Source organism: Oscillatoria sp. FACHB-1407 (genome assembly GCF_014697545.1).
In the GTDB taxonomy this organism is placed as follows: domain Bacteria; phylum Cyanobacteriota; class Cyanobacteriia; order Elainellales; family Elainellaceae; genus FACHB-1407.
This window is the reverse complement of sequence record NZ_JACJSA010000023.1, coordinates 24992-49857: the sequence shown is the minus strand read 5'-3', so window position 1 is coordinate 49857 and position 24866 is coordinate 24992. Positions and strand designations below refer to the sequence as shown.

Here is a 24866-nt window from a genome sequence, read left to right as displayed (position 1 = left end):
GTCTCTTCATTAACCATAGCGGTTATGACCTCTTCAGGAACAAGTGCCAGTGATTCGTTCGACGATTTCTCCCAGGCGTCTCACAGGGCAAGACGTCCGTGGGATGTTCGCAGTACACTTGATTCTAGCAATCCTGCTAATTGAATCTCTGCCTCCGTTAAAGGTTGATTTTATTCTTCATCCCGAACTCAGACTAGATACGGTTTGTCTGCCCAATTCTGGTTCATCTTCCAGAATTCAAAGTGCCCTAATCCTGGGGGAGTTCAGGGGGCAGTGAATGTGGATAGTGTCACGATTTTTGATTTAGAAACATCGAGAATAGAGATCTGATGTCTAGATATGTCTAGGAAAACGTTTGTGCGACCTTATCTTATATTGGGGGCGATCGCTGGATTGTGGAGTGCCATTAACCTTTCCCCTATCCCCAGTCACGCAGGCTTACCAGACGCAGAGACCTACGATTTCGTGATGAGTCGGTACAACTTGCCCATTCAAGATGATACCGACTGCCGCTATTACGCTAATCCTAAAACGCTGACGATCAACGGTGATGAACGTCGCATTATTGTTTTGTTCACCCAGGGAGATGTTAACAGCGTCATGTGTAATGGGGTATTCGAGTTTCAGGTGTTGATTGTCAATTGCCGTCTGGGAGAGGTGACCTATTCTCCCCAGTTGGACTCTCCTGCCAACTGGGTGCTGCAAGAACAACGTTCGATCGATTACACCGTGGCAAATCAGATTTGTTCGCTGTCGAGCAGATGAGGATTGCCACCCGTCTGACCAACCTCACTCAATAGACAAGCCCAACTGGACGATAAACGAGGTTTGCTGAGGATCACTTTCGACGCGGATCACACCGCCCATTTGTTCTATCAGCTTTCTCACTAATGCCAAGCCTAACCCAGTGCCGCCATGCTTCCAGGGATCGTTGTTAGGAATGCGGTAGAACTTATCAAAGATGCGAGAAAGCTCCTCTGAGGGAATTTCTACCCCTGTGTTGGTCACGGTGAGTTGTAAACAACGGTTCAGGTGAGCCACTGTGTTGTTGTGAGCCAAACTGGCTGAGATTGCAATCGTCTCCCCAGCAGGGGTGTATTTGCAAGCGTTGCTGAGGAGTTCGGTGATGATGCGGTTGATGCAGCGTGGGTCGAGATAGATGCTGGGGAGATCAGGGTCAACGCAAACCTGGAGGCTTTGCTGTTGAGTTTGTGTGCGAGCTTCAAAGGGTTCCACCAGATGGGGAATTAAGTCTTGCAGGTTAATGGATGTGGGTTGAGCCGCATAGGTGCCTGCCTCGATGTGTTGCAGACTTAACAGATCTTCCACCAGGTTTAACTCGCGATCGCACTCCTCCTGCAAGACCTTAAAGTAATGAACCACTTTGTTGTCAGGTGATGATTTAGAGATTTCTTCTAATAAATTGCGCCCCTGATCCGTCACGGTCGTCAACAGCTTGAGGATCATCTTCATGCTGGCGATTGGGGTTCGGAGTTCATGGGAAATCGTACTCAAAAAATCGTCTTTGAGTTGGTTAAGCCGTTCTAATTCCTGTACTTGCGTCTGTGCTGCTTCATAAAGTTTTGCCTGTCGTAGGGCGATCGCACATTGGTTAGCAACTTGTTGCACGAGATGAATTTCGAGTTCACTAAAGCTAGAGGCAGTGTCTTTGAAAAGCCACAAATCGCCGAGGATGCCAATCTGGTCTACCCGCTCATCAAAAATGGGGCAGGCGAGTGTAGCGGAGTGATTGCGAATGGGTAGGGGTTGAATTTGGCAAAAAGCAAAACAATATCGGTGTTTTTGCAACTGCTCATAAATCTCAGGAGCATCAGTCATGTAAAGCAGTTGCCCCTGGTTTGCTTCTAACCCAGAAGCAACATATTGATATCGGATCATCGACGATTGATGATCGGGGTTGTAAAGCACGGCATCGCAACAATTGACCTCTAGGGCGATCGCCAATTCTTCTACGGCTGTTTGTAGAATTTGATGTTGATCTAAAGAGTCGCGAACTTTGTCAGAAATACGTTTGAGCGTAGTTTCAAATCGCAATGATTGTTCTAACTTTAAAGTGCGAACTTGAATTTGCCTTTCTAGTCCGGCGTTTAATCGTCGAACTTCAGCTTCTGCAATTTGTCGCTCTCGAACTTCTTGTTCCAGTTGTTGTCGTTGTTGTTGGATCAGGAGTTGATTTTTGATTCGTGCCAGTACTTCTAATTCTTGAAATGGTTTAGTGATATAGTCTTGCCCACCCACTTCAAAAGCACGAATTTTGTCAACGATTTGATCCAGCGCACTAACAAAAATAACAGGAATATGGGCTGTTGCTTTTGAAGCTTTTAACTGTTGACAAACTTCGTATCCATTCATCTCTGGCATATTGACATCCAGCAGAATTAAATTGGGTGGATCACGGCGAGCCGCCTGTAATGCCATTTTGCCAGTCAGCGATTTACGCACTGTATAATGCTCAGACTCCAAAATTTTGGTTAACAGGCGCAGATTATCAGGAGTGTCATCAACCACCAGGATATTAATTGAAGAAGGATTTAGCATAGATTTGACAGACATTTGCAGAGACGGGCGGAGTCAAATTTAGTTAAACGTTTCTAATCTTTTCCATCGTGGTTTGTCGTGACTGAATGCTCTCTTGCTTAAACTAAAGAGTGCTTAAACTGAGGGGTGGCTCATTTGATGTTTGAGCCGTTTCTGGTCATACATCAACTTATCGGCTTGTACCAATAACGCATCTAGGGAACTCTCATGATTTGGAGCACAAAATTGAACACCGACACTGATCGACAACTGATAGGGGCGATCGCTTTTAGAGGCACTCTGCAAAGCACTCTGTTGATTAAAGCAATCAAGACTGGTCTGTATCCGGGCGTGAAAGTTCTTTGAATTGTCTGAGTAAACCGGAATCAAAACGACAAATTCATCTCCACCCAAACGGGCAACGATATCGGCATCTCGAAAGGTATGTTTTAACAGTTGGGCTGCATCAACGATCGCGCGATCGCCCACATCGTGTCCTAGAGAATCATTAATTTGCTTCAGACCATCCAGGTCGGCAAATAAAATGCAGCAAGAGGTTTGAGTGCGTTGGGCGATTTTGAGTTGTTGTTCTGCTAATAAAAAGAACCCGCGACGGTTATATAGCCCTGTTAACTCATCGGTCAGAGACAACCGCTTGACCTCAGCTTCAGCTTTGAGCCGCTCTTGAATTTCTTGGGCTAGCCGTTGATTTTGCTCAATGAGTTGTTGGCGTTGCTGTTGGATCAGGAGTTGATTTTTAACTCGAATCAATACCTCCAGTTCTTGAAAGGGTTTGATGATGTAGTCCTGTGCTCCCATTTCAAACGCTCGAACTTTGTCATCAATGCGATCGAGCGCACTGATAAAAATGATAGGAATACTGGCAGTGGCTTCAGAGCTTTTTAATTGCTGGCAAATTTCATATCCATTCATGCCCGGCATGGTGATATCCAACAAAATCAGATCGGGCGGATCACGATGCACCGCTTGCAGTGCCATTCTGCCGTTGAGCGATTTGCGAACGGTGTACCCCTGAGACTCCAGCATTTTAGCTAGCAATCGCAAGTTGTCTGGCGTGTCATCCACAATCAGAATGTTGGTTGTAGCGGTCGTCTTCAGTAGATTGGTCATGATTTCCCCCAGGGCTGAGTCAGAGTGGCGATCGCTTCCAGTTGAAAGTTGTCGATCAGAGCCATCATCAACTCTCTCAACCGTTGTTCAGGGTCAGGAATATCAGCCATTAACTGACGCAACCGCTCATCTCTCAAGTCAAGGGCGGCTTCATGAACCTGGGCAAGCCAGTCGCTTGGCATCTGTTGTAAATCTTGGGGAGACAATGTTTTTTGCGTTCGGAGCAGAAGAGGTTGTGCTTCTTCTCCATAGCGATAACGGGCTCCGGTGTAATGGGCGATCGCCTCTAGTAGAACTGTTTCGGTAAAGGGTTTGGCGATATGCTCATTGCATCCTGCTTTCAGGCTGGCAGTGCGATCGTCGGCAAAGGCGTAAGCCGTCAGCGCAATGATGGGGGTTGGTTTCTGTTCCGGTGACTCCTGGGCACGAATCTGTCGGGTTGCTTCGTACCCGTCCATGTCTGGCATCTGAATGTCCATCACAATCAGATGGGGATGCCAGGTTTTCCACTGGGCGATCGCCTCTAAGCCATTGACAACCGTTTTAACTTCAAAGCCAAGTGGTTCCAGCAAGACCTTCAATAATTGTCGGTTTTCTAAAACGTCTTCTGCCACCAGAATGCGGTAGGCAGGTTGTCCTGGTTCCAGACCAACGATCAAATGAGTGGCTTCTGGTTCGAAAAACTCCATTGCGCTGGGTTGATGCAGAATGATCTGACAGGTAAAGGTTGAGCCTTGCCCGGGGCTACTCTCAACGGTGATGTCACCCCCCATCAGGCGAGCAAACTGGCGACTGATAGACAATCCCAAGCCAGTTCCCTCAGCATGGCGACCTTGCTCGGTCTGCATAAATGCTTCAAAGATAGAGTCCCAATTGTGGCAATCAATGCCACATCCGGTGTCTTCGATCGCTAAGGACAGCTTGAACGCATGACAGGGGTCAGTTGGTACGGGGTAACAGGTACAGACTGGTCTCATGGCATCACTGGCATCTGTGTTGACCCGCACTGTGACACTGCCCTGGGTCGTGAACTTGATGGCATTGCTAATCAGGTTGATCAAAATCTGGCGCAGTTTTGCCTCGTCACTGCACACATGATGTGGGGTCTGGACATCGATTTCAAAGGTCAGGGTTAAGCCTTTTTGAGCGGCTTTGAGGGCAAACATATCTTGCAGCGATCGCAACAGTTGGTGCAGGTTAAACGGTCGCTCAACCAGGACAAGTTGCCCAGCCTCAATTCTCGACATCTCCAACACATCGTTGATTAACGCCAGCAGGTGTTCTCCACTGCGGTTGATAATGCTCAGATGCTCCTGAAATTCCAGAGGGGTGTTGGGGCTGCGGTTCATCATCTGGCTAAAGCCCAGGATGGCATTCAACGGAGTTCGCAGTTCGTGGCTCATCTTTGCGAGAAATTGACTCTTGGCTCGGTTGGCGATCGCGGCTCGTTCGGCAGCTTGTTCCAGTGCCGCTTGCGAAAATTCCAACACAGCTAACATCAACGTGTTCCGCATCATCCGTGCCGCTTCAATTTCTACCGATTGCCAGGGCAGTGACGTGTCCTGCACGGTTTCTTTCCACAGAGCAAATGATTTGCGGGGGCAGAGGTGGAGGTTGCCCATCTCATCAACGGTAATGGCATCGTGGGGATTGCCTGCCCAATCAACGGTTTGAATCTGCTCTGGTCTAAACCAAATCAGGTGATACGACTTTTGATGCAACACCACCGAAATTGCCAAAACGCCACTGGCGACTTGTGTAAAGGCTCGTGCGGGTGCATAGGGTCGGGCGAAGCAATTGGTGAGATAGATTTCGGGCTGATTGAGTTGTAGCAACCAGCACAGGAGATCTTGAACCTCCTTGAGGGGTGGGGTTTGCCCGATGAGGGAGAGTTGCTGATCTAGAGCGATCGCTACTCCCTCAGCATGAACCAAATTCAGCAAGTCATTGGCGTTGCGCGTTAATACTTGTTGGATAAAGTTGGGTTCTCGTAAAAAGGCTTGCTGAAGTTTGCTTTGAATCGTCTTGACCTGGGTTTGATACAGACCTAACTCGCGTTCCTGTTGATGAACTAACTCAATTGAGGCAAATTGCCCCAAAAATTCACACGTTTTGCGCGTTTCGTAGTCCACCAGTTTGGGGCTGTGGTGGTGGCAGGCGATCAGTCCCCACAGGTTTTGGTCATTCACGAGTGAGATGGTCAGGGATGCCGCGACTCCCATGTTCTGGAGGTATTCAATGTGATACGGAGAAACGCCCCGTAAGACGCAATCCCTCAAATCGAGTGGTTTTTGAGCAGAGGAATCGTCAGAGGAGACAAAATAAGCAGGCGTGTAATTGACATCGGGAATTTGACGCACCCAATTGCGAAGAAACAATTGACGAGCCGGAACGGGAATATCTGTTGCAGGATAGTGCAATCCTAAATAACTCTCTAAATGGGCTGCTTTTTCCTCGGCGATTACAACTCCGTGATTATCGGTTTCAAAGCGATAGATCATGACGCGATCGAATCCCGTCATTGCCCTTACCTGGTTAGCCAGAATTTGAGCTAATTCACTCAACTGATGAGCACTGCGAAGATTGAGAATGGCAGTTTGCAGCCGATGATAAGACTGCATGGAATTGGCTTTTTGATTGGAGAGGTGAGGTTCTAATTCCAGAATGAGAGCACCTTGAGTGCGATGGAGCGTGCCTCGAAAGGTGCGTGTGGCGGCACCGGATCGCTTTTTGCCTGCTGTTGCTTGATTGCTCGACTGAGGGCATTCTTTGTGGAGAGAGGAAGCTTTAACTCGTGCTTTAAGCTCAAATGGGTTACACAACGACAGGTTGTCATGCTGTAAAAACTCAGCTACCCGCTTGACTTGAGCCTGAGAAAAAAGTTTCTGCAAAGATTGCCCAACCAGTGTGGTTGCAGAAACGCCCAAATGTTGCTCCACATTCTCACTGACCTGCGAAATGGTGAGATGGGGTTCCTCCAGGGTCAATAACACTCCGTAGGGTTGGATATAACCGGGAGCATAGACCGACTCCTCACAACAGGTGTCTGGACTGCTCAGATCGGAGGGGAGCAATCTAGAGTGGTTAGCCGCAATTGACGCGTTCATCTTAAAAAATTGACTTGATGGGATAAAAACACGATGAAACGTTGAATCTCAACAGGAATATTAAAGCGAGTCTTCTTTTTGAATCAGGTGGAGAATATCTTCAAACTGGAATTTATCGGCGAGTTCGACTAATTGCGTAGCCAATGGGGCAAACTCAGGGGGAAGTTGGGTGACCAGGTTGGCGATCGCCCGATCATCTCCACACACTACTGCTTTTTCTAGAGTACCCAGCCAATCTGTTGGTAATTGATCGAACAGGGTTGGATCGATCAGATTTGATTCGTCTGGACTCTCTAATGCAACGGGTGATGAGGAGTGAGAGAGTGTATGGGGTTCTGCATAGATGTACTCCAAGCCCAAATATTCTTTGAGTTTGAGAAATAGGGTTTCTTCTCGAAAGGGTTTGCTGATGTAGTCGTTGCAGCCTGCGGTCAGGGCAAGGGTGCGATCGCTCTGAGAAGCCTGAGCGGTCAGGGCGATGATGATGCTGATTTTGTCCTGTTCCATCGCTCGAATCTGTTTAGTCGCTTCGTATCCATCCAGACTGGGCATATGGATGTCCATCCAGATCAGATCAGGTTGCCACTCTTGCCAGACCCGGATCGCGTCTTGTCCATTGCTGGCTTCCTGGACGTCTAACCCCAGTTGCGTCAGCAACCGAACCAATACCAACCGATTTTCTGGTTGGTCATCCACAACCAGAATGCGATGGTGGGGTTGACCCGCCGTCAGACCAACCACGAGGCGATCGCACTGCCCCAAAAAAACGTCAACACCGCTGACAGGAGACATGGGGACGGTAAACGTAAATTTGCTGCCAACGTTTGGAACACTCTGAACAGAGATCTCCCCATTCATCAATTCCAACAACTTGCGGCTGATGGTTAGTCCCAGACCCGTGCCACTCATCGATTTTCTACCTGCGTCTGCCTGTATGAAGGCATCAAAGATGGTGCGTTGCTCGGTTTCTGCAATGCCAACTCCGGTGTCAATAACTTCAAATTGCAGCGTGACGGAGCGGAGAGGTTGGGGATTGGGGGTTAGCACTTCGGACGTGACCTTCTCTGTATCTGCGCTCTTCCATGCCTTCACCGTGACTCGTAAGATGACACTTCCCCGCTCCGTAAACTTAATGGCGTTACTGAGCAGATTGAGGAGAATCTGACGCAGTTTTTGTTCATCCGCAATCATGAATTGCGGCACCTCTGAAGCAATGTAAAACTTTAGCTGAAGCCGCTTAGACTTTGCTCGCTCGGTCATCATGGTGCGGAGGGTATGTAGCAGCGAGATGAGATCAAAGCTAGATTCGTCCAGGGTAAAGTGTCCCGCTTCAATTTTGGATAGGTCTAACACATCGTTGATCAGACTCAGGAGGTGGTCACCACTGCGACGAATCGTCTGCAAATCTTCGCGTTGATTGGGGGTGAGTGAGGCGTCGTGCGCCATCACCTGGGTAAAACCCAAAATCACGTTGAGGGGGGTGCGGAGTTCATGGCTCATGCTTGCCAGGAAGGCGCTTTTTGCCAGGTTTGCGGCTTCAGCTGCCTCCATAGCTTGCCGCAGGGCAACTTCTTTGTGTTTGCGATCGCTGATGTCTTTATACGCCCCAATCATCCGGGATGGCTTGCCCTGTGAGTTGTAGGCGACCACCTTGCCGTAATCTGTGATCCATTTCCATTCACCTGATTTGCAGCGAACGCGATAGTCGAGGGTATATTTGACCGACGTATTCTGTAAATGCGCATCCAAACAACTCAAGACTCGCTTTTTGTCGTCGGGGTAAATCGTTTCCTCCCAGCCCTTCAGATCAAGGGATAACTCATTGGCTTGATAGCCTAATAACTCTTGATAGCAGGCACTGTGATAAACTTCCCCGGTTTCAATATTCCAATCCCATAGCCCGTCTCCCGATGCGTCTAGTGCCAGTTGTAGCCGTTCTTGGCTAAGTTGTAAGGCGATTTCGGCTTGTTTGCGATCGCTGATATTGCGCACCATCACGAGCACCTCATTTTGAATGAGGGGCACAATGCGCACTTCCTCATAACACTGGTTGCCTTCAATCCAGATTTCTTGCTCGTAGACTTGGGTTGTGTTTGTGGTTAATGCTTGCTGTGTATAGTGAAGCCGTTGTTCCACCAGATTTTGAGGCAAGACCTCCTGGATGCTGATGCCTTGCTTCTGGTGATCGGGCTTGATAAGACTGAATGTGTTGTTGGAGATAAACTCGACATACCCACCGTCTGCGCGCATTCGGATCAGGAGGTCGGGAATGGCTTGAATAATGGCTTGTTTGGTCGATTCACTCTGCCGTAACGCTTCTTTGGCGCAATATTGTTCTGTGAGGTCGATCGCCACACCCCCGATGAGCATTTGCCCAGAATCATCCGGAATGGGAAATTTGTAGACTAAGAAATTGCCCATGCTGCCGTCGGGACGGGGCGCAAGCTCAACTGCCTCTAGCACTTGCTGTGTTTGCGCAACAGTCTGAATGTTTGCCAAAAACTCTTTAGCAATCTCTGGTGCATACACGTCAAAGATAGACTTGCCGATGAGATCGTCTAAGGAGGGTTGAAAGGTTCTGAAGTAGGTCTGGCTGATGTAGATGATTATGCCGTTGGCATCGGTGATCCAGGCAGCAGCGGGACTGTGGTTCATAAAGGCTTGGAAGCGTGCCTCGCTCTCTTGGAGAGCTTGTTCGGCTTGTCGGCGATCGGCTTCGTTGCGTTTGCGATCGCTAATGTCTCGACAGATGCAAAAGTGCATCATTTCACCGTCTAGTTCCACCCGGTTATAGCTAATCTCCACATCGTAGAGTGACCCGTCTTGACGACGATGACGGGTTTCAAACACCGGGGGCACAATATCCTCTTCTCGGATTTGCTGCAATTCTTCCTTCGTCCACTGAGCATCCCAATCAGACACATTCAGCGCCAGGATTTCCTCAATAGTGTAGCCAAGCATGTGCGCGAAGCTAGAGCTAGCCTGTACAACATCCCCGGCAGGGTTAATAACAACAATGCCGTCAATGGAGGTGTTAAACAGTGTTTTGCTTTGCAAGAGTTCTTTCTCAAGGGCTTCCTCGGCTCGCTTGCGATCGCTGATATCCTTCATGAAGCAGTAGTGCCCGATAAAGTTTTGTTGCTCATCTCGCGCAGCCACCATCACCAGCTGTTCGTAAAAAACAGAGCCGTCTTTGCGAATTCCTCTTGCTTCAACTTCGACTTTGCCGTCTTTCAGCATTTGCTGGTAGGCAGTCATTAATCGGGGATGATCCTCAGCATGGGCGGTTTGATACCACGGCAGCCCAATCAAGTCTTCTGGTTGGTAGCCCATGACATCGGCATAAGCCTTATTGACATAGAGATAACGTCCTTGACTACCCAATTTAGAAATACCGGACAATGCATTTTCCATAACCTCCGCCATTTCTCGCAGGTCTGTCTCAGCCTGTTTTAATTTGCTGATGTCGATGAATGTCACGATAATTTGTTTCAGGCGATGATCGGCATCAAATTCTGGAAAGGCGTTGACTAAAACCCAGACGCAGGACTGAGTCCCTCGGCTGATGCCCAATACATAGTTTTTGAATGGAGCCTGCGTTGCTAAAACGCGATTGACAGGGTATTCCTTGACGGGCATTACGCTTCCGTCTTCACGCAAAAACCGCCAACTGGGGTCGATCGCCACTTTTCCTAACATCTGCTCCATCGATAGACCCAACAACTCACAGGCAGTTGAATTGCACTGCAAGATATGGGTATCAGGGGCATGGACGACAAACCCTGCGTTTAGATGATCTACCAGGTCACGATATTTTGCCTCGCTTTCGCGTAACGCCACTTCGGCTTGTTTGTGCTCTGTCACGTCCGTGTGGGAGCCTGTCATGCGAATCACGTTGCCTGCTTCATCCCAGAGTGCCTGACCGCGATCGAGAATCCACTTATAGGAACCGTCTTTACACAAAACTCGGTGTTCTGTGATGTAGAAGGGAGTTTTTTGGGCAAAGTGGTCTTGAATTGCCTCCATCACCCAGCCCAAATCATCTGGGTGAACCCGTTTTGCCCACTCATCAAGATGGTTGGCTATCTCATCGTCAGCAAACCCCAACATCTCCTTCCATCGGCTTGAAAAGAAGACCTCATTGGTTTGTACGTTCCAGTCCCAGATCCCATCGTTGTTGCCGCGCAGTGCCAGTTGCCAACGTTCTTCACTTGCCTGTAAGCAGGCTGCAACCTGTTGCCGATTGATAATTTCAGCTTGTAGCTGTTGGTTGATTATGTGGCTTCGTTGCGCTTGACATTGCGCTTGATGTCCCAGGTAGATCAGCAGCACTAGAATCCAGGCGAAGGATAATCCTCCCCACAAGACAACGGTTGCAAGAAGCGATCGCTCTCCGTCGATTAATGCTGAGGTTGGTGTGACCCGAACTTGCCAATTGATGCCATGGGCTGAAATAACAACGGTTTTTGATGCTGTAGAGGGCAGTATTTCAGCCTGCCCGTAGATCAAGCCTGTGCTGTCATAAATTTGAATGTGATAGTTGGGCGACGTGAGCAGGATCTGGTCAAGCAATGCGTCAACACGAAAGACTCCCAGAATGAACCCATCCAGGCGATCGCTTCCTGAAACACCCTCCTCTCCAAGAAAGATCGGCGTGTAGGCTAACAAGTCTTTTTCCCCATGGGGAAGGGAGATAGCAGGCGTTAAACTCGGTTGGCGCAGTCTTTGCGCTCTAGTTAAGGTGGCGTGGTCATGAGAGCGTTGGCTGAGAACGAGATGTTGAAGGCTTCTGTGCTCTGACGGTGGCACTGCCCATCGCACCTGATGGGATGAATCAATCCAGGCGATCGCCCGAAGACCAGGATAATTTTCAATGTTGCTCAGTGCGGCTATTTCCCAAATCGGTTGCGCTGTCTCCTCGCTTGCCCGCCAGTGTTTTGCCATACGTTGCAAAACAGACACGTGTGCAGATAGCTCGTGAGTCAGTTCTACCTCGACAATGTCAACCTGTTGTTGGACTAACCGTTTAATCTGGAGTTCTTCCTGAATTAATAACTGCTGCCACACAACAAAAACGGCGATCGTAGTCAGCATTCCTAATAAGATTGGTATCCAAGACCGCAGACGAAACGTCTTGAAATACTGCATCCAGGGGAAATTAGATGGGTGGTCATGCTGTAGTCTCATTCCTACTTTCATCTCTTAGAGCGTTTGCCAAAGCCTGATGTTTAGATCTCCACAGCAATGTTGACGAGCATTACAGTTGATATGGTCGTAGCCACATTCGATGGGGTGTCGGTTGCTATATGACTAGGGAAAATGGCAGAAAAATTAGGGTGTCTATATAGTTGGTTTTCCTATTAGAGTACCCATGGAAACTTCAGGCTTTTACCACAGAAGAATGGTTGTTTTAAGAATATTTTTGTTTTGCAACGATAAAACTCAAAAAATGCTTTAAAGATTAAATTTTTGAGCTTTTATTAATGCTAATGGTAATCAAAATGAACTTTTTTGAAGTTATAGCCGTAGCCACATTCGATGGGGGAGGCGAGTCAGGAAGCTTTTCCGGCATCCGGGTTTGAGCCATTGCCTTTGCCTGAGGCTTTCTGACCAAAGTTATGATTTATAACCTGCATTTCACACGGTTCATGTGAGATAGAACTGACACACTTGAAGTCTGAAACTTTGATTTCCCCTTACCCCATTCGTCCCATGAGAACTGGTGTGACTCGCACCATTGCAAAAACGTTGCAAAAGAGTTTATCGCCTTATTAAAAATCCCCAGACTCTTGAAGAATCTGGGGATGAGGATTAGAAGAATAGGACTTATACCAGTTCTGGAAATGGCTGCTGCAAATCACACCCACCGCGGCTCGACTGAACTTCGCCGAACGTCCTGCGGCACCTCCTCTTGCCAAGGCTACAGTGTATACAGATCTCTGCTCTTTTCCAAATAATTGGAGAACCAGGCATTGGGGGAGTTTCCCCCAAACCCCCATTGGGGGACGCCACTGCCTCCCCCAAACCCCCTAGCAGAAGGTGTTTGAGTTAACCCAGGGACGCGCTTCGCATCGGTTCCAAGTCCGGGTGCTCCTGGTCGGGTCAAGCGGTTTGACGAGGGTTCAAAGTCCCCCAGAATTGGGGGATTTAGGGGGCAGAGAGGACTTGTGTGTATACGGTAGCCTTGCCAAGGGGAGGGGTCAGGATGTGAAGCTCTCAAAAATTAAATTGGTATAGCCGTAGCCACATCCGATGTAACTACGGCTATAGGAGTCTCTCTTCATGGTCGCCCTATAACCCGCATCGACGAGTCTTGCTCCTATCGCTGCGATTTCAATCGCCGAGCATAAAAGATTTGTCAGGCACTCAAATCTATGCGTTCCAATTCACCCAATCCTGAGGCTTGAGAAAGACTTCATAGAGTTCTGCTTCGGGAGTGTTGGGTTCAGGCTGATAGCAATATTCCCACCGCACCATTGGAGGCAGGGACATCAAGATCGATTCTGTACGCCCGTTGGTCTGTAAGCCGAAGATCGTGCCCCGGTCGTACACCAGGTTGAACTCAACATAGCGACCGCGACGGTAGAGTTGGAAGTCACGCTGGCGATCGCCATATTCCAGGTTTTTGCGGCGTTCAACAATGGGAGTGTAGGCAGGCAGGAAGGCATTGCCGCACTCTTGCACAAAGGCAAAGATCTGTTCCCAGTTGCGGGGTGGCACTTCCCCAACGCGATCGCTGTGTTGAGCCGCTTCTCCAGTAGTCGAAGGACCGTGATAAAGCTTGCTGCGATGATCCTGGTAATCAAAGAAAATGCCACCGACGCCACGGGGTTCTTGCCGATGCTTGAGATAAAAGTACTCATCACACCACAGTTTGAAGGTGGGGTAGTACTCAGAATGGTGGCGATCGCACGCCTGTTTCAACGTTTGGTGAAAATGGACTACGTCTTCCGCAAAGGGGTAGTAAGGGGTCAAGTCGATACCGCCACCAAACCACCACACAGGACCCGCTTCAAAATAGCGATAGTTCAGGTGAACCGTGGGGATGTAGGGGTTGCGGGGATGCAGCACCATCGAAGTGCCTGTAGCGTAGAACCCGTGCCCTGCGGCTTCGGGGCGTTGCACCAAAATCGAGGGAGGCAAATCTTTGCCCCACACTTCTGAGAAGTTGACGCCACCTTGCTCAAACACATTGCCGTCACGCATCACTCGTGAACGACCACCGCCCCCTTCAGGACGCTCCCAACTGTCTTCCCGAAAGACACCGCCCCCATCTACTTGCTCCAATCCCTGGCAAATTTTGTCCTGGATAGATTTCATGAATTCGCTGACCCGTTGCCGCGAATCAGAGGGGGGCAAATAGTTAGAGGTAGAAACAGTTGAAATATTCACCATAGTTTTATCTTCAGCGATCGCCAAATGAAGAGACAAAGATGATTGCGATTAAATACGAATCCTAGAGTAACGTGAATTGAACCCTAGAAGTCATTCACTCAGCAAATGTAAAAAAGTTGAAACAACTGAGCGATCGGGCATTAACAATCCGTTGCAATCTTGTGGAATTGGAACTTCAAACTATATTTTTATTTCGCAACACTATCAAAAGGTAGACTCTCTTTACTCAGTGGGTTGGATTACAATGAAGGACTTGAGCACACGGATCATTAGCGGGAGGTAGCTAGAGCAATGGAGTGTGCTTTGGCGATGGATTGAGTAGAAACGGTGATGGAGAAAAAAGTTAATGTTGGGCTTTTGGTTTAGATTGTCCCACCGCAATTTAATTCAGCTCCCTCCCCTGGCTGAAACCTTTCAGGCGGTCAGCTCTGCCTCGGTTGATGTGCTTTGGCGAAAAGTGATGAACCTGGCAGATGTGTCCTGGCATCCCCTTTTGGTGAGTACCAATGTTCCTAAAGGGTTGATACCAAAACCGGGGTTGATTTATCAAGCGGTGTCACGCCTATTTCCGATCACAATTCGGATTTTTGTTGAGAAAGTGTTGCCTAAAGAATTACTCAGTGTCAGGATTTTAGCCCTTCCTGGTATCGAAGAACGGGTCACATATCGAGTTGAGTCTACATTGTGTGGCACTCGCGTGTCCTATTCAGTGACGTTGCGGGGTTGGTTATCACCCCTGATCTGGTCACTCATCCGCCCCTACGCTGCACGGGTTGCCGCTGAGTTAGCCCATGCCGCCGAACAAGAAGTGCAAACCTTACTGACAATCGATCGTAAATTGCCAAAACCCAACCAGGATTTGTTGGGAGTTTTGCTAGTCGTGGCGATCGGGCATCAGTGGGGGGGGTGATGGGGAAGGATAAACGATAAAGGCTAAAGGATAAAAGTGAAAGAGTCCATTTTAATCCTGGTGTCTCATCCTTCAGCCTTTATCCTTCATCCTTCAGCCTTTATCCTTACTCTTCTTTACTCGGTGTTGCAAGTTGTTACTTTAGAATGAATAACGAATGACCCTGTTACTTGTCTAGGGCTAAGTTATGGTGACAAAAACGCTGGATGCCAGTGCTGTATTAGAGGTGTTGCGCCCGGTGCAGGACCCCGAACTCCGCAAGAGCCTTGTGGAGTTGAACATGATTCGCAACGTCAAGATTCAGGATGGCAATGTCAGCTTTACCCTCGTATTGACTACTCCTGCCTGTCCATTGCGACAGTTTATTGTTGAAGATTGTGAACGAGCGATTAAGACCCTCGCTGGGGTTGAGTCGGTCGAAGTGGAAGTAACCGCCGAAACTCCCCAACAGCGATCGCTGCCTGACCGCACAGGGATTGCGGGTGTGAAGAATATTCTGGCGATCTCCAGTGGCAAAGGCGGTGTCGGAAAGAGCACCGTTTCTGTAAACGTGGCAGTTGCGCTAGCGCAAATGGGAGCCAAGGTAGGGCTAATTGATGCTGATATTTATGGTCCCAACACCCCCACAATGTTGGGCTTAGACAATGCCAAAGTTTCTGTGCAACAAGGGGCACACGGAGAAGTCTTAGAACCTGCCTTTAACTATGGGGTCAAGCTGGTGTCAATGGGATTTTTGATTGACCCCGACCAACCTGTGATCTGGCGCGGTCCCATGCTGAATGGCATTATTCGCCAGTTCCTCTATCAAGTCACCTGGGGCGATTTGGATTACCTGATCGTAGATATGCCTCCTGGCACAGGCGATGCTCAACTGACGCTGGCTCAGGCAGTGCCGATGGCAGGTGCGGTAATCGTCACCACACCTCAAACCGTTTCTCTCCTGGACGCGCGTCGCGGCTTGCGTATGTTTCAACAGATGCAAGTGCCGATTCTGGGAATTGTGGAGAACATGAGCTATTTTGTGCCACCGGATATGCCCGATAAGCAGTACGACATTTTTGGCTCTGGTGGGGGTGAAAAGACCTCGACCGAGTTGGGTCTGCCGTTATTGGGCTGTGTGCCGTTGGAGATTCCAGTGCGGCAGGGAGGCGATCGCGGCATCCCTATCGTCATCGATAACCCAGAGTCAGCTTCAGCTAAAGCACTGATGGCGATCGCTCAACAAATCGCGGCTCGTGTTTCTGTTGCAGCTTTGAGCTAATATCACTCATCGAATGCTCAGGGTGTAGTATTCGGCGATTTTTCCAGATCCCCGGTTTCTGTGTTGTCCACTAGACCCCTTTGAGGATGCCCATGAGAGACCGGAGAACTGTACTGCTCTGTCCATCGCGCTACTAACCATTGACCACTGACCATTGACCATTGACCACTGACCATCGACCATCGACTACTGACCATCGACCATTGACCACTGACCATCGACCATTGACCATTGACTGGTGACCATTTCTCATGCTGCAAAGATCCTTAAGTCGGTTTAGCTGGAAGTCTCTTGTTGAACCCTGGAAAGAAGTTGACTGGGTATTATTTATTCTGCCCGTTGCCCTGACGGTGTTAGGAGGAATTGCAATCCGCAGCACAGAGCTTAATCAGGGCTTGGTCAACTACTGGTGGCAACATCTGGCTACAGGTGGCATTGGGCTGGTTGCAGCATTGCTGTTGGCACGCTGGCGGTATGAAACTCTGATTCAGTGGAAGTGGATTATCTACGCCATCACCAACATCACATTGCTGATCGTTATTTTTATTGGGACAACCGCTAACGGTGCCCAAAGCTGGATTAGCGTTGCGGGCTTTCACTTGCAACCGTCAGAGTTTGCCAAAGTTGGCATGATCGTTGTGCTGGCGGGCGTTTTAGAAGAACGAACGGCAGCTACGATTCCTGCGGTGATTAAAACCCTGGCGATCGTGGCAGTGCCGTGGATTCTGATTCTCATGCAGCCAGATTTAGGAACCTCGCTGGTGTTTGGCGCGATCACATTAGGAATGCTGTATTGGGCGAACGCTAATCCGGGTTGGTTGATTTTGCTGATATCGCCGTTGGTATCTGCCATCGTGTTTAACGTTTATCTGCCGGGTTGGTTTGCCTGGGCGGGGTTGATTGTCGTAATTGGGTGGCGATCGCTCCCCTGGCGGTGGTATGGCACGTTTGGCGCACTCACGGTCAACCTGATCTCAGGGGGATTGGGGCATGTGCTCTGGGGCTTGCTCAAGGACTACCAGAAGGATCGCTTAACGCTGTTCCTTGACCCCAATCAAGACCCGTTGGGTGGGGGCTACCACTTGATCCAGTCCAGCATTGCGATCGGAAATGGCGGTTTGCTCGGACGAGGCCTATATCAAGGCACCCAAACTCAACTCAACTTCATTCCAGAGCAGCACACCGACTTCATCTTTACAGCGATCGGTGAAGAGTTGGGATTTGTCGGTGCGGTGGGTGTTTTACTCCTGTTCTGGCTAATTTGTTTGCGGTTGGTGATCATCGCTCAAAACTCGAAAGACAACTTTGGCTCACTCCTGGCGATCGGGGTTTTGTCGATGATCGTCTTTCAGGTCTTGGTCAACGTCGGTATGACCATTGGACTGGCTCCCGTAACCGGAATTCCCTTGCCCTGGCTTAGCTATGGGCGATCGGCGTTGCTCACAAAATTCATTGCTCTGGGATTGGTGGAATCGGTGTATAACTTCCGCCATCGCCTGAAATTTTAAGGAAGAGAACTTCTCTCGATTCCCGATCCCCTTACAGACGCGATTAATCGCACCTCTCCCTATTCCCCACTCCCCATTCCCTACTCCCCATTCCCGATTCCCCTGACAGACGCGATTAATCGCGCCTCTCCCTATTCCCTATTCCCTACTCCCCATTCCCGATTCCCCATTCCCGATTCCCCTGACAGACGCGATTAATCGCGCCTCTCCCTATTCCCTATTCCCTACTCCCCACTCCCCATTCCCCATTCCTGATTCCCCTGACAGACGCGATTAATCGCGCCACTCCCTATTCCCCATTCCCTACTCCCCACTCCCCATTCCCGATTCCCCTGACAGACGTGATTAATCGCACCTCTCCCGATTCCCTATTCCCCACTCCCCATTCCCGATTCCCCTGACAGACGCGATTAATCGCGCCTCTCCCTATTCCCTTCTCTATCGTCTGCCGATGAACTTTGTATAGCAACTTCTACTGGTTGGACATTCGCGATCGCCAAAATACATTAAGCTGTAGAGTGATAACCCACGTTTATTGCATTCCAAGGTATGTTGATTCTGCCAGGTTCAGCCGTTCGCGTCACCAACGTTGATGACACCTTCTATGGCTTTCAAGGGTTAGTGCAGCGAGTTGCCGATGGTAAGGCAGCAGTGCTGTTTGAAGGGGGAAACTGGGACAAACTCATCACCTTTCGGTTGTCAGAAATTGAACTTGTAGACGCAACAGCCGGTCGTCAGAAGAAATAATGCGCCTTCCGCTTGCCCAATTTGCTGCCCAACCTCGTCACCCCGGTCACATTGCCGAAGTGGTTGAAACGTCAACGACTGAGTTTTTGGCGCAATGTTTAGAACCCGAAGACTTAAATTTTGCGGTGATGCCTCCGTTTGGCAGTTGGGTCAAGTCACAGGATGAGGAGTCGGGGAACCAGATCTATGCGGTGGTCTATCATGCCACCACGACGCCCATCGATTCAGTTCACCGTGCCAGAGCACTGGGCTTATCTCTACAAGATCTGCGGGAACAGCAACCGCAGATTTTCGCCATGTTAAAGACTGAGTTTCGAGCCGCGATCGCTGGCTTCCAACCTCGTTTTAGTGCGACTGACGGGGTTCCTACGGTCTATCAACATTTGCCACCTCGTCCTCCGCAAGTGCATCAAGCCGTTTACTATTGCGAACCCGAAGAAATTATTCACTTCAGCAACAGCTTTGACTTCTTGCGAACCCTGCTAGATGTCGCGGGTGCCCCCGTTGATAGTTTGGTTGCTGCCACGATTCGAGAAATTTATCAGCTCCGCAAAGGCGATCGCGCCTGGTTAGTCCAAGCAGGGCGATCGCTGAGTCTGTTGCTGAAAGATGATTACGATCGCTTGCGGGTGATCCTGAGCCAAATCTATTTGCAATAAAATCCCGTGCAGTCAGATCTCCGACTTCTTCAAGAAGTCGGAGATCTAGCGGTTTTTAAGGAGTTGTCAGGTTAATCAACGACAACGAGCTACCTTCAGGGTTAGACGTCACAATCTGATTGGTCTGACGAATGAACTCTACTCCCTCTGGCTCCAATCCCGCTTCGGCATCAGTTCCCACGACTTCCGGATTCAAAATCACCGTATCTAGCAAGCGAATGCTACGGGGATCTGTGATGTCGTGAATCGTGACCGCATCTGCTCGCTCCAGGGCAACAAAGGCAAGGGTGCGACCATTCACCACCCCTACACTCACGACCTCTGGCTCTGGTCCTTTGCTGTCGCAGCGTTGAGGCAATCGCGCTGCAATCACTGCATTTTCAATGGTGTTGCCGCTATCGCTCAGCAACCGTCCAGATTGGGCATCAAACACGCTGATGCTGCGAGCACCGTGAGGGCTGAGGGCAGTTCCATTGTGGCTCTGGTCGTTCTCATTGGTGAGGTTGTCTTCGTTTGCGGTCACAAAGTAGCGTCCATCGGGGGTAATGGCAACTCCATCCGGTTCACGCGCCGAGATGAATTGCTGTCGTTGAGCGGTGTTGTAGGCACTAGAAAGGCAATTCTCCTCACCCGCGTCACCCTGAGTTAAGCCCATGCCTGTGCGAACTCCGGCATTAAAGTTACGCACTCTGAAAGTGTTAGCTCGCAACGTGGAAGGCAGAGTGGCAGGAACGTCAATTCGGGCGATCGCATTATTTTCTTGCAACGTCGCCAAAATAAACGAGTTATCGGGCGCAATTCGCACGGTTTCCGGTTGGGGATCATGCGCAAAGTACGGAACGTTGATTCGGGGAATCGGCACAATGACCTGTGTCATCTGAGCGGGGCCATTCCGCAGATCGATGATGGAAATGCTGCCTGCCCGGTTGCTCATGTTAGTCAGGTCTTCTTCGTTTTCTTCATCCTCATTGGCAACCGCCGCAAATTGTCCATTGGGAGCGATCGCCACAGAGTCAGGTCCTCGTCCGACAGTCACTTGCCCTAAAACGGTGAGATTGGGTAACGAGACGGCAATCACCTTACCGGGAACTTCGTTAAATGCCTCCAAATTGGCATCCGTATTATCCTTAACCCCAACCAGCGCAAAGCTGCCATCCGGGCTGATAGATACGCCTGTAAACTCAGCTGCTGTTGCTCCAGTCGGCAAATAGTCAGGGGTGATTGTCCAGGTGCCCACGACTCGCAACGCCCGTGCTTCGACTGCGACCAGGGTCAAAGTTTCGCCACCCACCGCGACAACATAGCGACCGTCATCGCTTACATCTAGCATCTCAGCACCGCCCAAATCACCTAACGTAAACACGACCTCACCGCGAATAGTGGGCGTTTGCGCTAGAGCAGCACTGATTCCAAAAACACCCGATAGACTCGTTAAAGCGATCGCTCCCAGTACTTGAGAACCCCATTTCTTCAAATATTGGCTCAGATTAACCCGTTGTAAAGCTGTGACGTTCATTTTTCTCACTCACACAAAAACCCTACAGAATTAACCCTACCGGGCAAAGATCTCATCTCAGTCAAACATCTGATTAAGAAGACACTAAGAAAAAGGAAAGGCGATCGCTTGCACCATAAAAAGATTCCCAGAGTTCTAAAAACTCCAGGGATTTAAGGAGAGGGAGTTATAGCTTTGGTCAGAAAACTTAAGCCAAAGGCAGTGGCTCAAGCCCTGATGTTGGGAAAGCTTCCTGACTCGCCTCCGCCCCGTCAAATGTGGCTACGGCTATACGTAACGTGAATTCGGGATCAGGATTTGGTAGTTAAAACTGCGCTATAGCAGCACAACCGACCTATGTCAGTTCATCAAAACCCCCATCTTCCAGAGTCCGCTGATGCGGGCTTAGTCTCTGGTCGCGAATTCATTCGCAATCCCCTCAATTCGAGGAGTGAGCGAAAGTTTAGAAGTTGTAACCGATACCGAGGGTGATCCCCAGAGCAATATCATCGAAGAAGACCGCATTTAAAGCGGCGGTTCCCGTAAAACGAGAAGTAATTGGAATATCCAAGCCACCTGTCGCCAGGAAATCAACCGAGCCATCGCCTCCGGTTGAAATAGCAACTCCAGCACCAATGTAGGGATTTAAGCTGAGATTCAGATCATCAGAAACCTCTTCGGAGGGTTCCGTATCCCCAAACGCGAAATCCAGGGTTAGGGGCACTAAAATCGTGACGTCATCCGAAAATAAAACAGCGGGTCTAGCCGAAATATTGCTGGTTAAACCAACTTTGCTGAGGATTGCAAAGCTGCTCTCACCGACTCCAGTATCTTCATCACCAATCCCAATATTGCCGCCTACAGCAATGTAGCTGGAGCCAGAGCGCGTGGTACGACCGGGATCAACATCAGAGGTGTCGGGATCGGTGGGGCTCTGAGCCAGGTCACCAGAGGGGGTTTCACCGCCTGGAATAGTTGTGCTCTCAAGTGTGCCTTCAGGTGCACTTTCGGTAGTCAGATCAGTGCTCGAAACGCTGTCGATCGTTTCCATGGGGGCAGGCTCAGCAGCGGGGATCGCTGTATCTTCTGTTGTGGCTACTTCGGGTGTAGCTACTTCGGGGGTGCTTGGAGCAGTCAACACCATCTCAGACGTCTCAGTTGTTTCGATTGTTTCGCTCTGAGATAGCTCAGGGGCAGGAGTGGTTGCAGAATTGGTTTCTGCTGTGACTTGATCTGCCTTGGCAGGTGACACCCATAGCCCCAGAGTTAATACAGCACTGAATAATAAAGCGTTTTTCTTCCAATCGGATTTGATATCAAACATGATTTGAGTGGAGTTTTGTAGAGATTGAACGAAAGGGGCAATTGCACAAAAGCTAGAGCGTGTTTTCATGGAAATTTTTGGTGAGACTGCATCATTCAAAAGCAAGATAGCGAGTCATCGTCCAAAGGTTCTTCTGTCTTAAGAAATATCTAGAGGTAGAAAAATCGTTAATTTAAGAGTTAGATTGTGTGACGCAACAGGGTTCACCAATGTTGCAAACTCTCTAGTGTTAAGCAGTTCCACAAAGTGTTGACTATGTTTTTAATTGCCACTAAAGCTCAATAGTGATTGCAATTTATGAATCTAGGTTAAATAAACCGGGTTTATTGGTTAAACCGTTTACTGTAGATCCAGGCGGTTTATGGTTTTGAAAAAGCCTGGTAAGAGAGCCTGAAGGCTGCAAAGGACAGCCTGTAAACGAGTCAGAACTGGCATCTTGCAACGCCTAAGTCAAGATTGAGAGCATTTAACAATATGACGAACGAACTGTATTCACCAGTTGAAACACTGCGTGCTCGGTTGCCGATCCCTTTAAAGCGATTGGCAGATCTGGCATACAACTATTGGTGGAGTTGGACAAACGACCGTATTTCTCTGTTTCAAACGATCAACCCCGATGAGTGGCATCGCTGTGGGCACAATCCCGTTGCCCTGCTCAACGCGGTTTCCTTTGATCGGCTGACACAAATGGCAGAAGATCCAGCCTATATTAAGCAGGTCAGTTCCCTTGCTCAAGCGTTTGATCACTATTTGCAATCGGGAGACACCTGGGCAAGTCGAATCGCTCCCCAGATCTCAAAGACCAATCCAGTGGCTTACTTTTGTGCTGAGTTTGGCTTGCATGAATCGCTGCCCATCTATTCCGGTGGTTTGGGCATTCTCGCTGGGGATCACCTCAAGTCTGCGTCTGATCTGGGTGTTCCATTAATTGGGATTGGCTTGTTGTATCGTCAGGGTTATTTTCGGCAACGGCTCAACCGTCACGGATGGCAGGAAGACTATTACGTCGATAACCAGTTTGAGCGGATGCCTCTGGAACTCATGCGGGATCAAGCTGGAGAGCCGATCACCATTCAAGTTCAAATTCGTCAACGCCTGGTGAACGCGCAGATCTGGCGAGTGCGTGTGGGTCGGGTTGACCTGTATTTGCTGGACAGCGATCGCCACGACAATGACCCTATCGATCGCTGGCTGACTGGACATCTCTACGGCGGCAATCAAGAAACTCGAATTGCGCAGGAAGTGCTGTTGGGCATTGGTGGAGTGCGGGCATTGCAGGCATTGGGGATCGAACCTTCGGTTTATCACTTGAACGAAGGACACGCGGCTTTCTGTCTGCTTGAAGTGGCTCGCGCTGAAATCCAACGTACGGGCAAGTCCTTCTATGACATTGAAGCATCGGTGCGCGATCGCTCCATCTTCACAACCCATACTCCGGTTCCTGCTGGACACGATGTATTTTCGTCCGACTTGATGGACTCCTTCTTTGCCCACTATTGGGGTGATTTGGGGCTGTCTCGCGATCAGTTTCTGGCGTTAGGAGCACGTCGTCTGGGCGATCCCTGGGAACCTTTTGGCATGACGGTATTAGCTCTGCGTCTGACTCGTGCGGCTAACGGGGTCAGCGAACTGCACGGACACGTATCGCGCAAAATGTGGAATGTGCTGTATCCCGATCGCAGTGAAGACAAGGTCCCCATTGGGCACATCACCAATGGAGTTCACGCTCGCACCTGGACGGCTCCGCTGTTAGCTGATTTGTATGCCCAGTATTTGGGTGAAGATTGGGCAACTCGGGTGGCTGATCCCCAGGTTTGGGCAAGAGTTAACGCTGTTCCCAATGCAGAATTGTGGCATCGTCACCAAATTTTGAAGGAACGGTTGATTGCCCACACCCGGCTCAAGATCAAACAATCCCGAATGGATCGCGGTGAAGAGGGTCATCAGGTGCAACTGGTTGACCAATTGCTTGACCCCAATATCCTCACTATCGGCTTTGCCCGTCGCTTTAGCCCCTATAAGCGAGGTGACCTGATCTTGAGAAATCTTGACAGAGCGTTGCAATTCTTTGGCAGTAGCGATCGCCCTGTGCAAATTATCTTTTCGGGCAAGGCGCACCCTGCTGACGAAGAGGGCAAGCGCATCATTCAACGGTTGATGGAGTGGTGCAAGCATCCCGTGATTCGCGATCGCGTCGCCTTTATCGAAGACTATGACATCTTCACGGCGCAAAAGCTGATTCAAGGGGTTGATGTCTGGCTCAACAATCCTCGTCGCCCACTGGAAGCGTCTGGCACGAGTGGTCAAAAGGTCTGCTTTAATGGCGGGCTCAATTGCAGCGTGCTGGATGGTTGGTGGTGCGAAGGCTATCAAGCCGATGCTAACGGTAAGGGTATCAACGGTTGGGCGATCGGAGAGGATGCCAATACCAGCGATCAAGAGGTTCAAGATCGGATTGATTCGGAGTCGCTGTATCGCTTGCTCGAAGAGGAAATTGTGCCGCTTTACTACGATCGCGATGAACAGGGCATTCCCCATGGTTGGGTTGAGAAAATGAAGGCCTCAATTCGTACTAACGCGCCGTTGTTTAACACCGATCGCATGGTGGCAGACTATGTAGCCCAGATGTATGCTCCGGGTAGCTCCGCCTATCAACCGATTTTGGCGAGCACTCCTGTGAAGCTCTAACCCAAACCGATTTGGGGTGAGGATGTGTTGCCTGATACGCAATACGTTCTTACGGATTCCGGGTTAAACATGATACAACAGAGACACAGAGTGAGTTTGTTAG

General features: G+C 49.5%; 15 protein-coding genes. 7 read left to right on the top strand and 8 right to left on the bottom strand.

The features are described 5' to 3' along the window. Window positions 1–357: 357 nt before the first annotated feature. Entirely contained in the window at window positions 358–765 is a 408-nt protein-coding gene (locus H6G89_RS27825; protein WP_190512793.1) for a hypothetical protein, read from the top strand. A gap of 24 nt (window positions 766–789) precedes the next feature. Here the strand turns inward: H6G89_RS27825 and H6G89_RS27820 are convergent, their stop codons facing one another. The 5 genes from H6G89_RS27820 to hemF form a co-directional block, all read right to left on the bottom strand. Beyond that, window positions 790–2574 carry a response regulator gene (locus H6G89_RS27820; protein WP_199336973.1) on the bottom strand — a complete coding sequence of 595 codons (1785 nt, stop codon included), beginning with the start codon at window positions 2572–2574 and terminating at the stop codon, window positions 790–792. Between the two features lie 99 nt (window positions 2575–2673). Further along, window positions 2674–3669: a GGDEF domain-containing response regulator gene (locus tag H6G89_RS27815; RefSeq protein WP_190512791.1), complete on the bottom strand. Its 996-nt coding sequence runs from the start codon at window positions 3667–3669 to the stop codon at window positions 2674–2676. After that, window positions 3666–6776, bottom strand: coding sequence for a response regulator (locus H6G89_RS27810; protein ID WP_190512790.1), 3111 nt, complete (start codon window positions 6774–6776; stop codon window positions 3666–3668). Before H6G89_RS27810 ends, H6G89_RS27815 begins: the two co-directional genes overlap by 4 nt. A 60-nt stretch (window positions 6777–6836) precedes the next feature. Continuing rightward, entirely contained in the window at window positions 6837–11963 is a 5127-nt protein-coding gene (locus H6G89_RS27805) for a PAS domain S-box protein (protein ID WP_242060151.1), read from the bottom strand. A gap of 1185 nt (window positions 11964–13148) precedes the next feature. Beyond that, window positions 13149–14171: an oxygen-dependent coproporphyrinogen oxidase gene (hemF, locus tag H6G89_RS27800; RefSeq protein WP_190512941.1), complete on the bottom strand. Its 1023-nt coding sequence runs from the start codon at window positions 14169–14171 to the stop codon at window positions 13149–13151. Window positions 14172–14517: 346 nt separating this feature from the next. On the opposite strand from hemF, the gene H6G89_RS27795 reads away from it, so the two are divergent. Both H6G89_RS27795 and H6G89_RS27790 read left to right on the top strand, forming a co-directional pair. Then, complete coding sequence (locus H6G89_RS27795; protein ID WP_242060150.1) at window positions 14518–15081, top strand: SRPBCC family protein; 564 nt, start codon at window positions 14518–14520, stop codon at window positions 15079–15081. Window positions 15082–15271: 190 nt separating this feature from the next. Continuing rightward, window positions 15272–16342 carry an Mrp/NBP35 family ATP-binding protein gene (locus H6G89_RS27790; RefSeq protein WP_339384555.1) on the top strand — a complete coding sequence of 357 codons (1071 nt, stop codon included), beginning with the start codon at window positions 15272–15274 and terminating at the stop codon, window positions 16340–16342. Between the two features lie 17 nt (window positions 16343–16359). Here the strand turns inward: H6G89_RS27790 and H6G89_RS27785 are convergent, their stop codons facing one another. Further along, window positions 16360–16518, bottom strand: a complete 159-nt coding sequence (locus H6G89_RS27785) for a hypothetical protein (RefSeq protein ID WP_190512787.1) — start codon at window positions 16516–16518, stop codon at window positions 16360–16362. Window positions 16519–16593: 75 nt separating this feature from the next. Here H6G89_RS27785 and rodA point away from each other — a divergent pair, with 75 nt between their 5' ends. The 3 genes from rodA to H6G89_RS27770 all read left to right on the top strand — a co-directional run bounded on the left by rodA (window position 16594) and on the right by H6G89_RS27770 (window position 19256). Then, window positions 16594–17850, top strand: a complete 1257-nt coding sequence (rodA, locus tag H6G89_RS27780; protein ID WP_190512785.1) for a rod shape-determining protein RodA — start codon at window positions 16594–16596, stop codon at window positions 17848–17850. Window positions 17851–18402: 552 nt separating this feature from the next. Further along, on the top strand, window positions 18403–18597 hold the full coding sequence (locus H6G89_RS27775) for an NAD(P)H dehydrogenase subunit NdhS (protein ID WP_242060156.1): 195 nt from the start codon (window positions 18403–18405) through the stop codon (window positions 18595–18597). Further along, window positions 18597–19256 carry an HAS-barrel domain-containing protein gene (locus H6G89_RS27770; RefSeq protein ID WP_190512773.1) on the top strand — a complete coding sequence of 220 codons (660 nt, stop codon included), beginning with the start codon at window positions 18597–18599 and terminating at the stop codon, window positions 19254–19256. The genes H6G89_RS27775 and H6G89_RS27770 overlap by 1 nt, the downstream gene beginning before the upstream one ends. 55 nt (window positions 19257–19311) lie before the next feature. On the opposite strand, the gene H6G89_RS27765 is transcribed toward H6G89_RS27770, so the two are convergent. Next, window positions 19312–20772 (bottom strand): choice-of-anchor I domain-containing protein, encoded by a 1461-nt coding sequence (locus H6G89_RS27765; protein ID WP_190512771.1) that lies wholly within the window; start codon window positions 20770–20772, stop codon window positions 19312–19314. 442 nt (window positions 20773–21214) lie between these two features. Next, the gene (locus H6G89_RS27760; RefSeq protein ID WP_190512769.1) at window positions 21215–22144 is read right to left on the bottom strand and encodes a hypothetical protein; all 930 of its coding nucleotides are present in this window, start codon (window positions 22142–22144) and stop codon (window positions 21215–21217) included. 405 nt (window positions 22145–22549) lie between these two features. Here H6G89_RS27760 and glgP point away from each other — a divergent pair, with 405 nt between their 5' ends. Continuing rightward, the gene (gene glgP / locus H6G89_RS27755) at window positions 22550–24763 is read left to right on the top strand and encodes an alpha-glucan family phosphorylase (RefSeq protein WP_190512767.1); all 2214 of its coding nucleotides are present in this window, start codon (window positions 22550–22552) and stop codon (window positions 24761–24763) included. Window positions 24764–24866 lie beyond the last annotated feature (103 nt).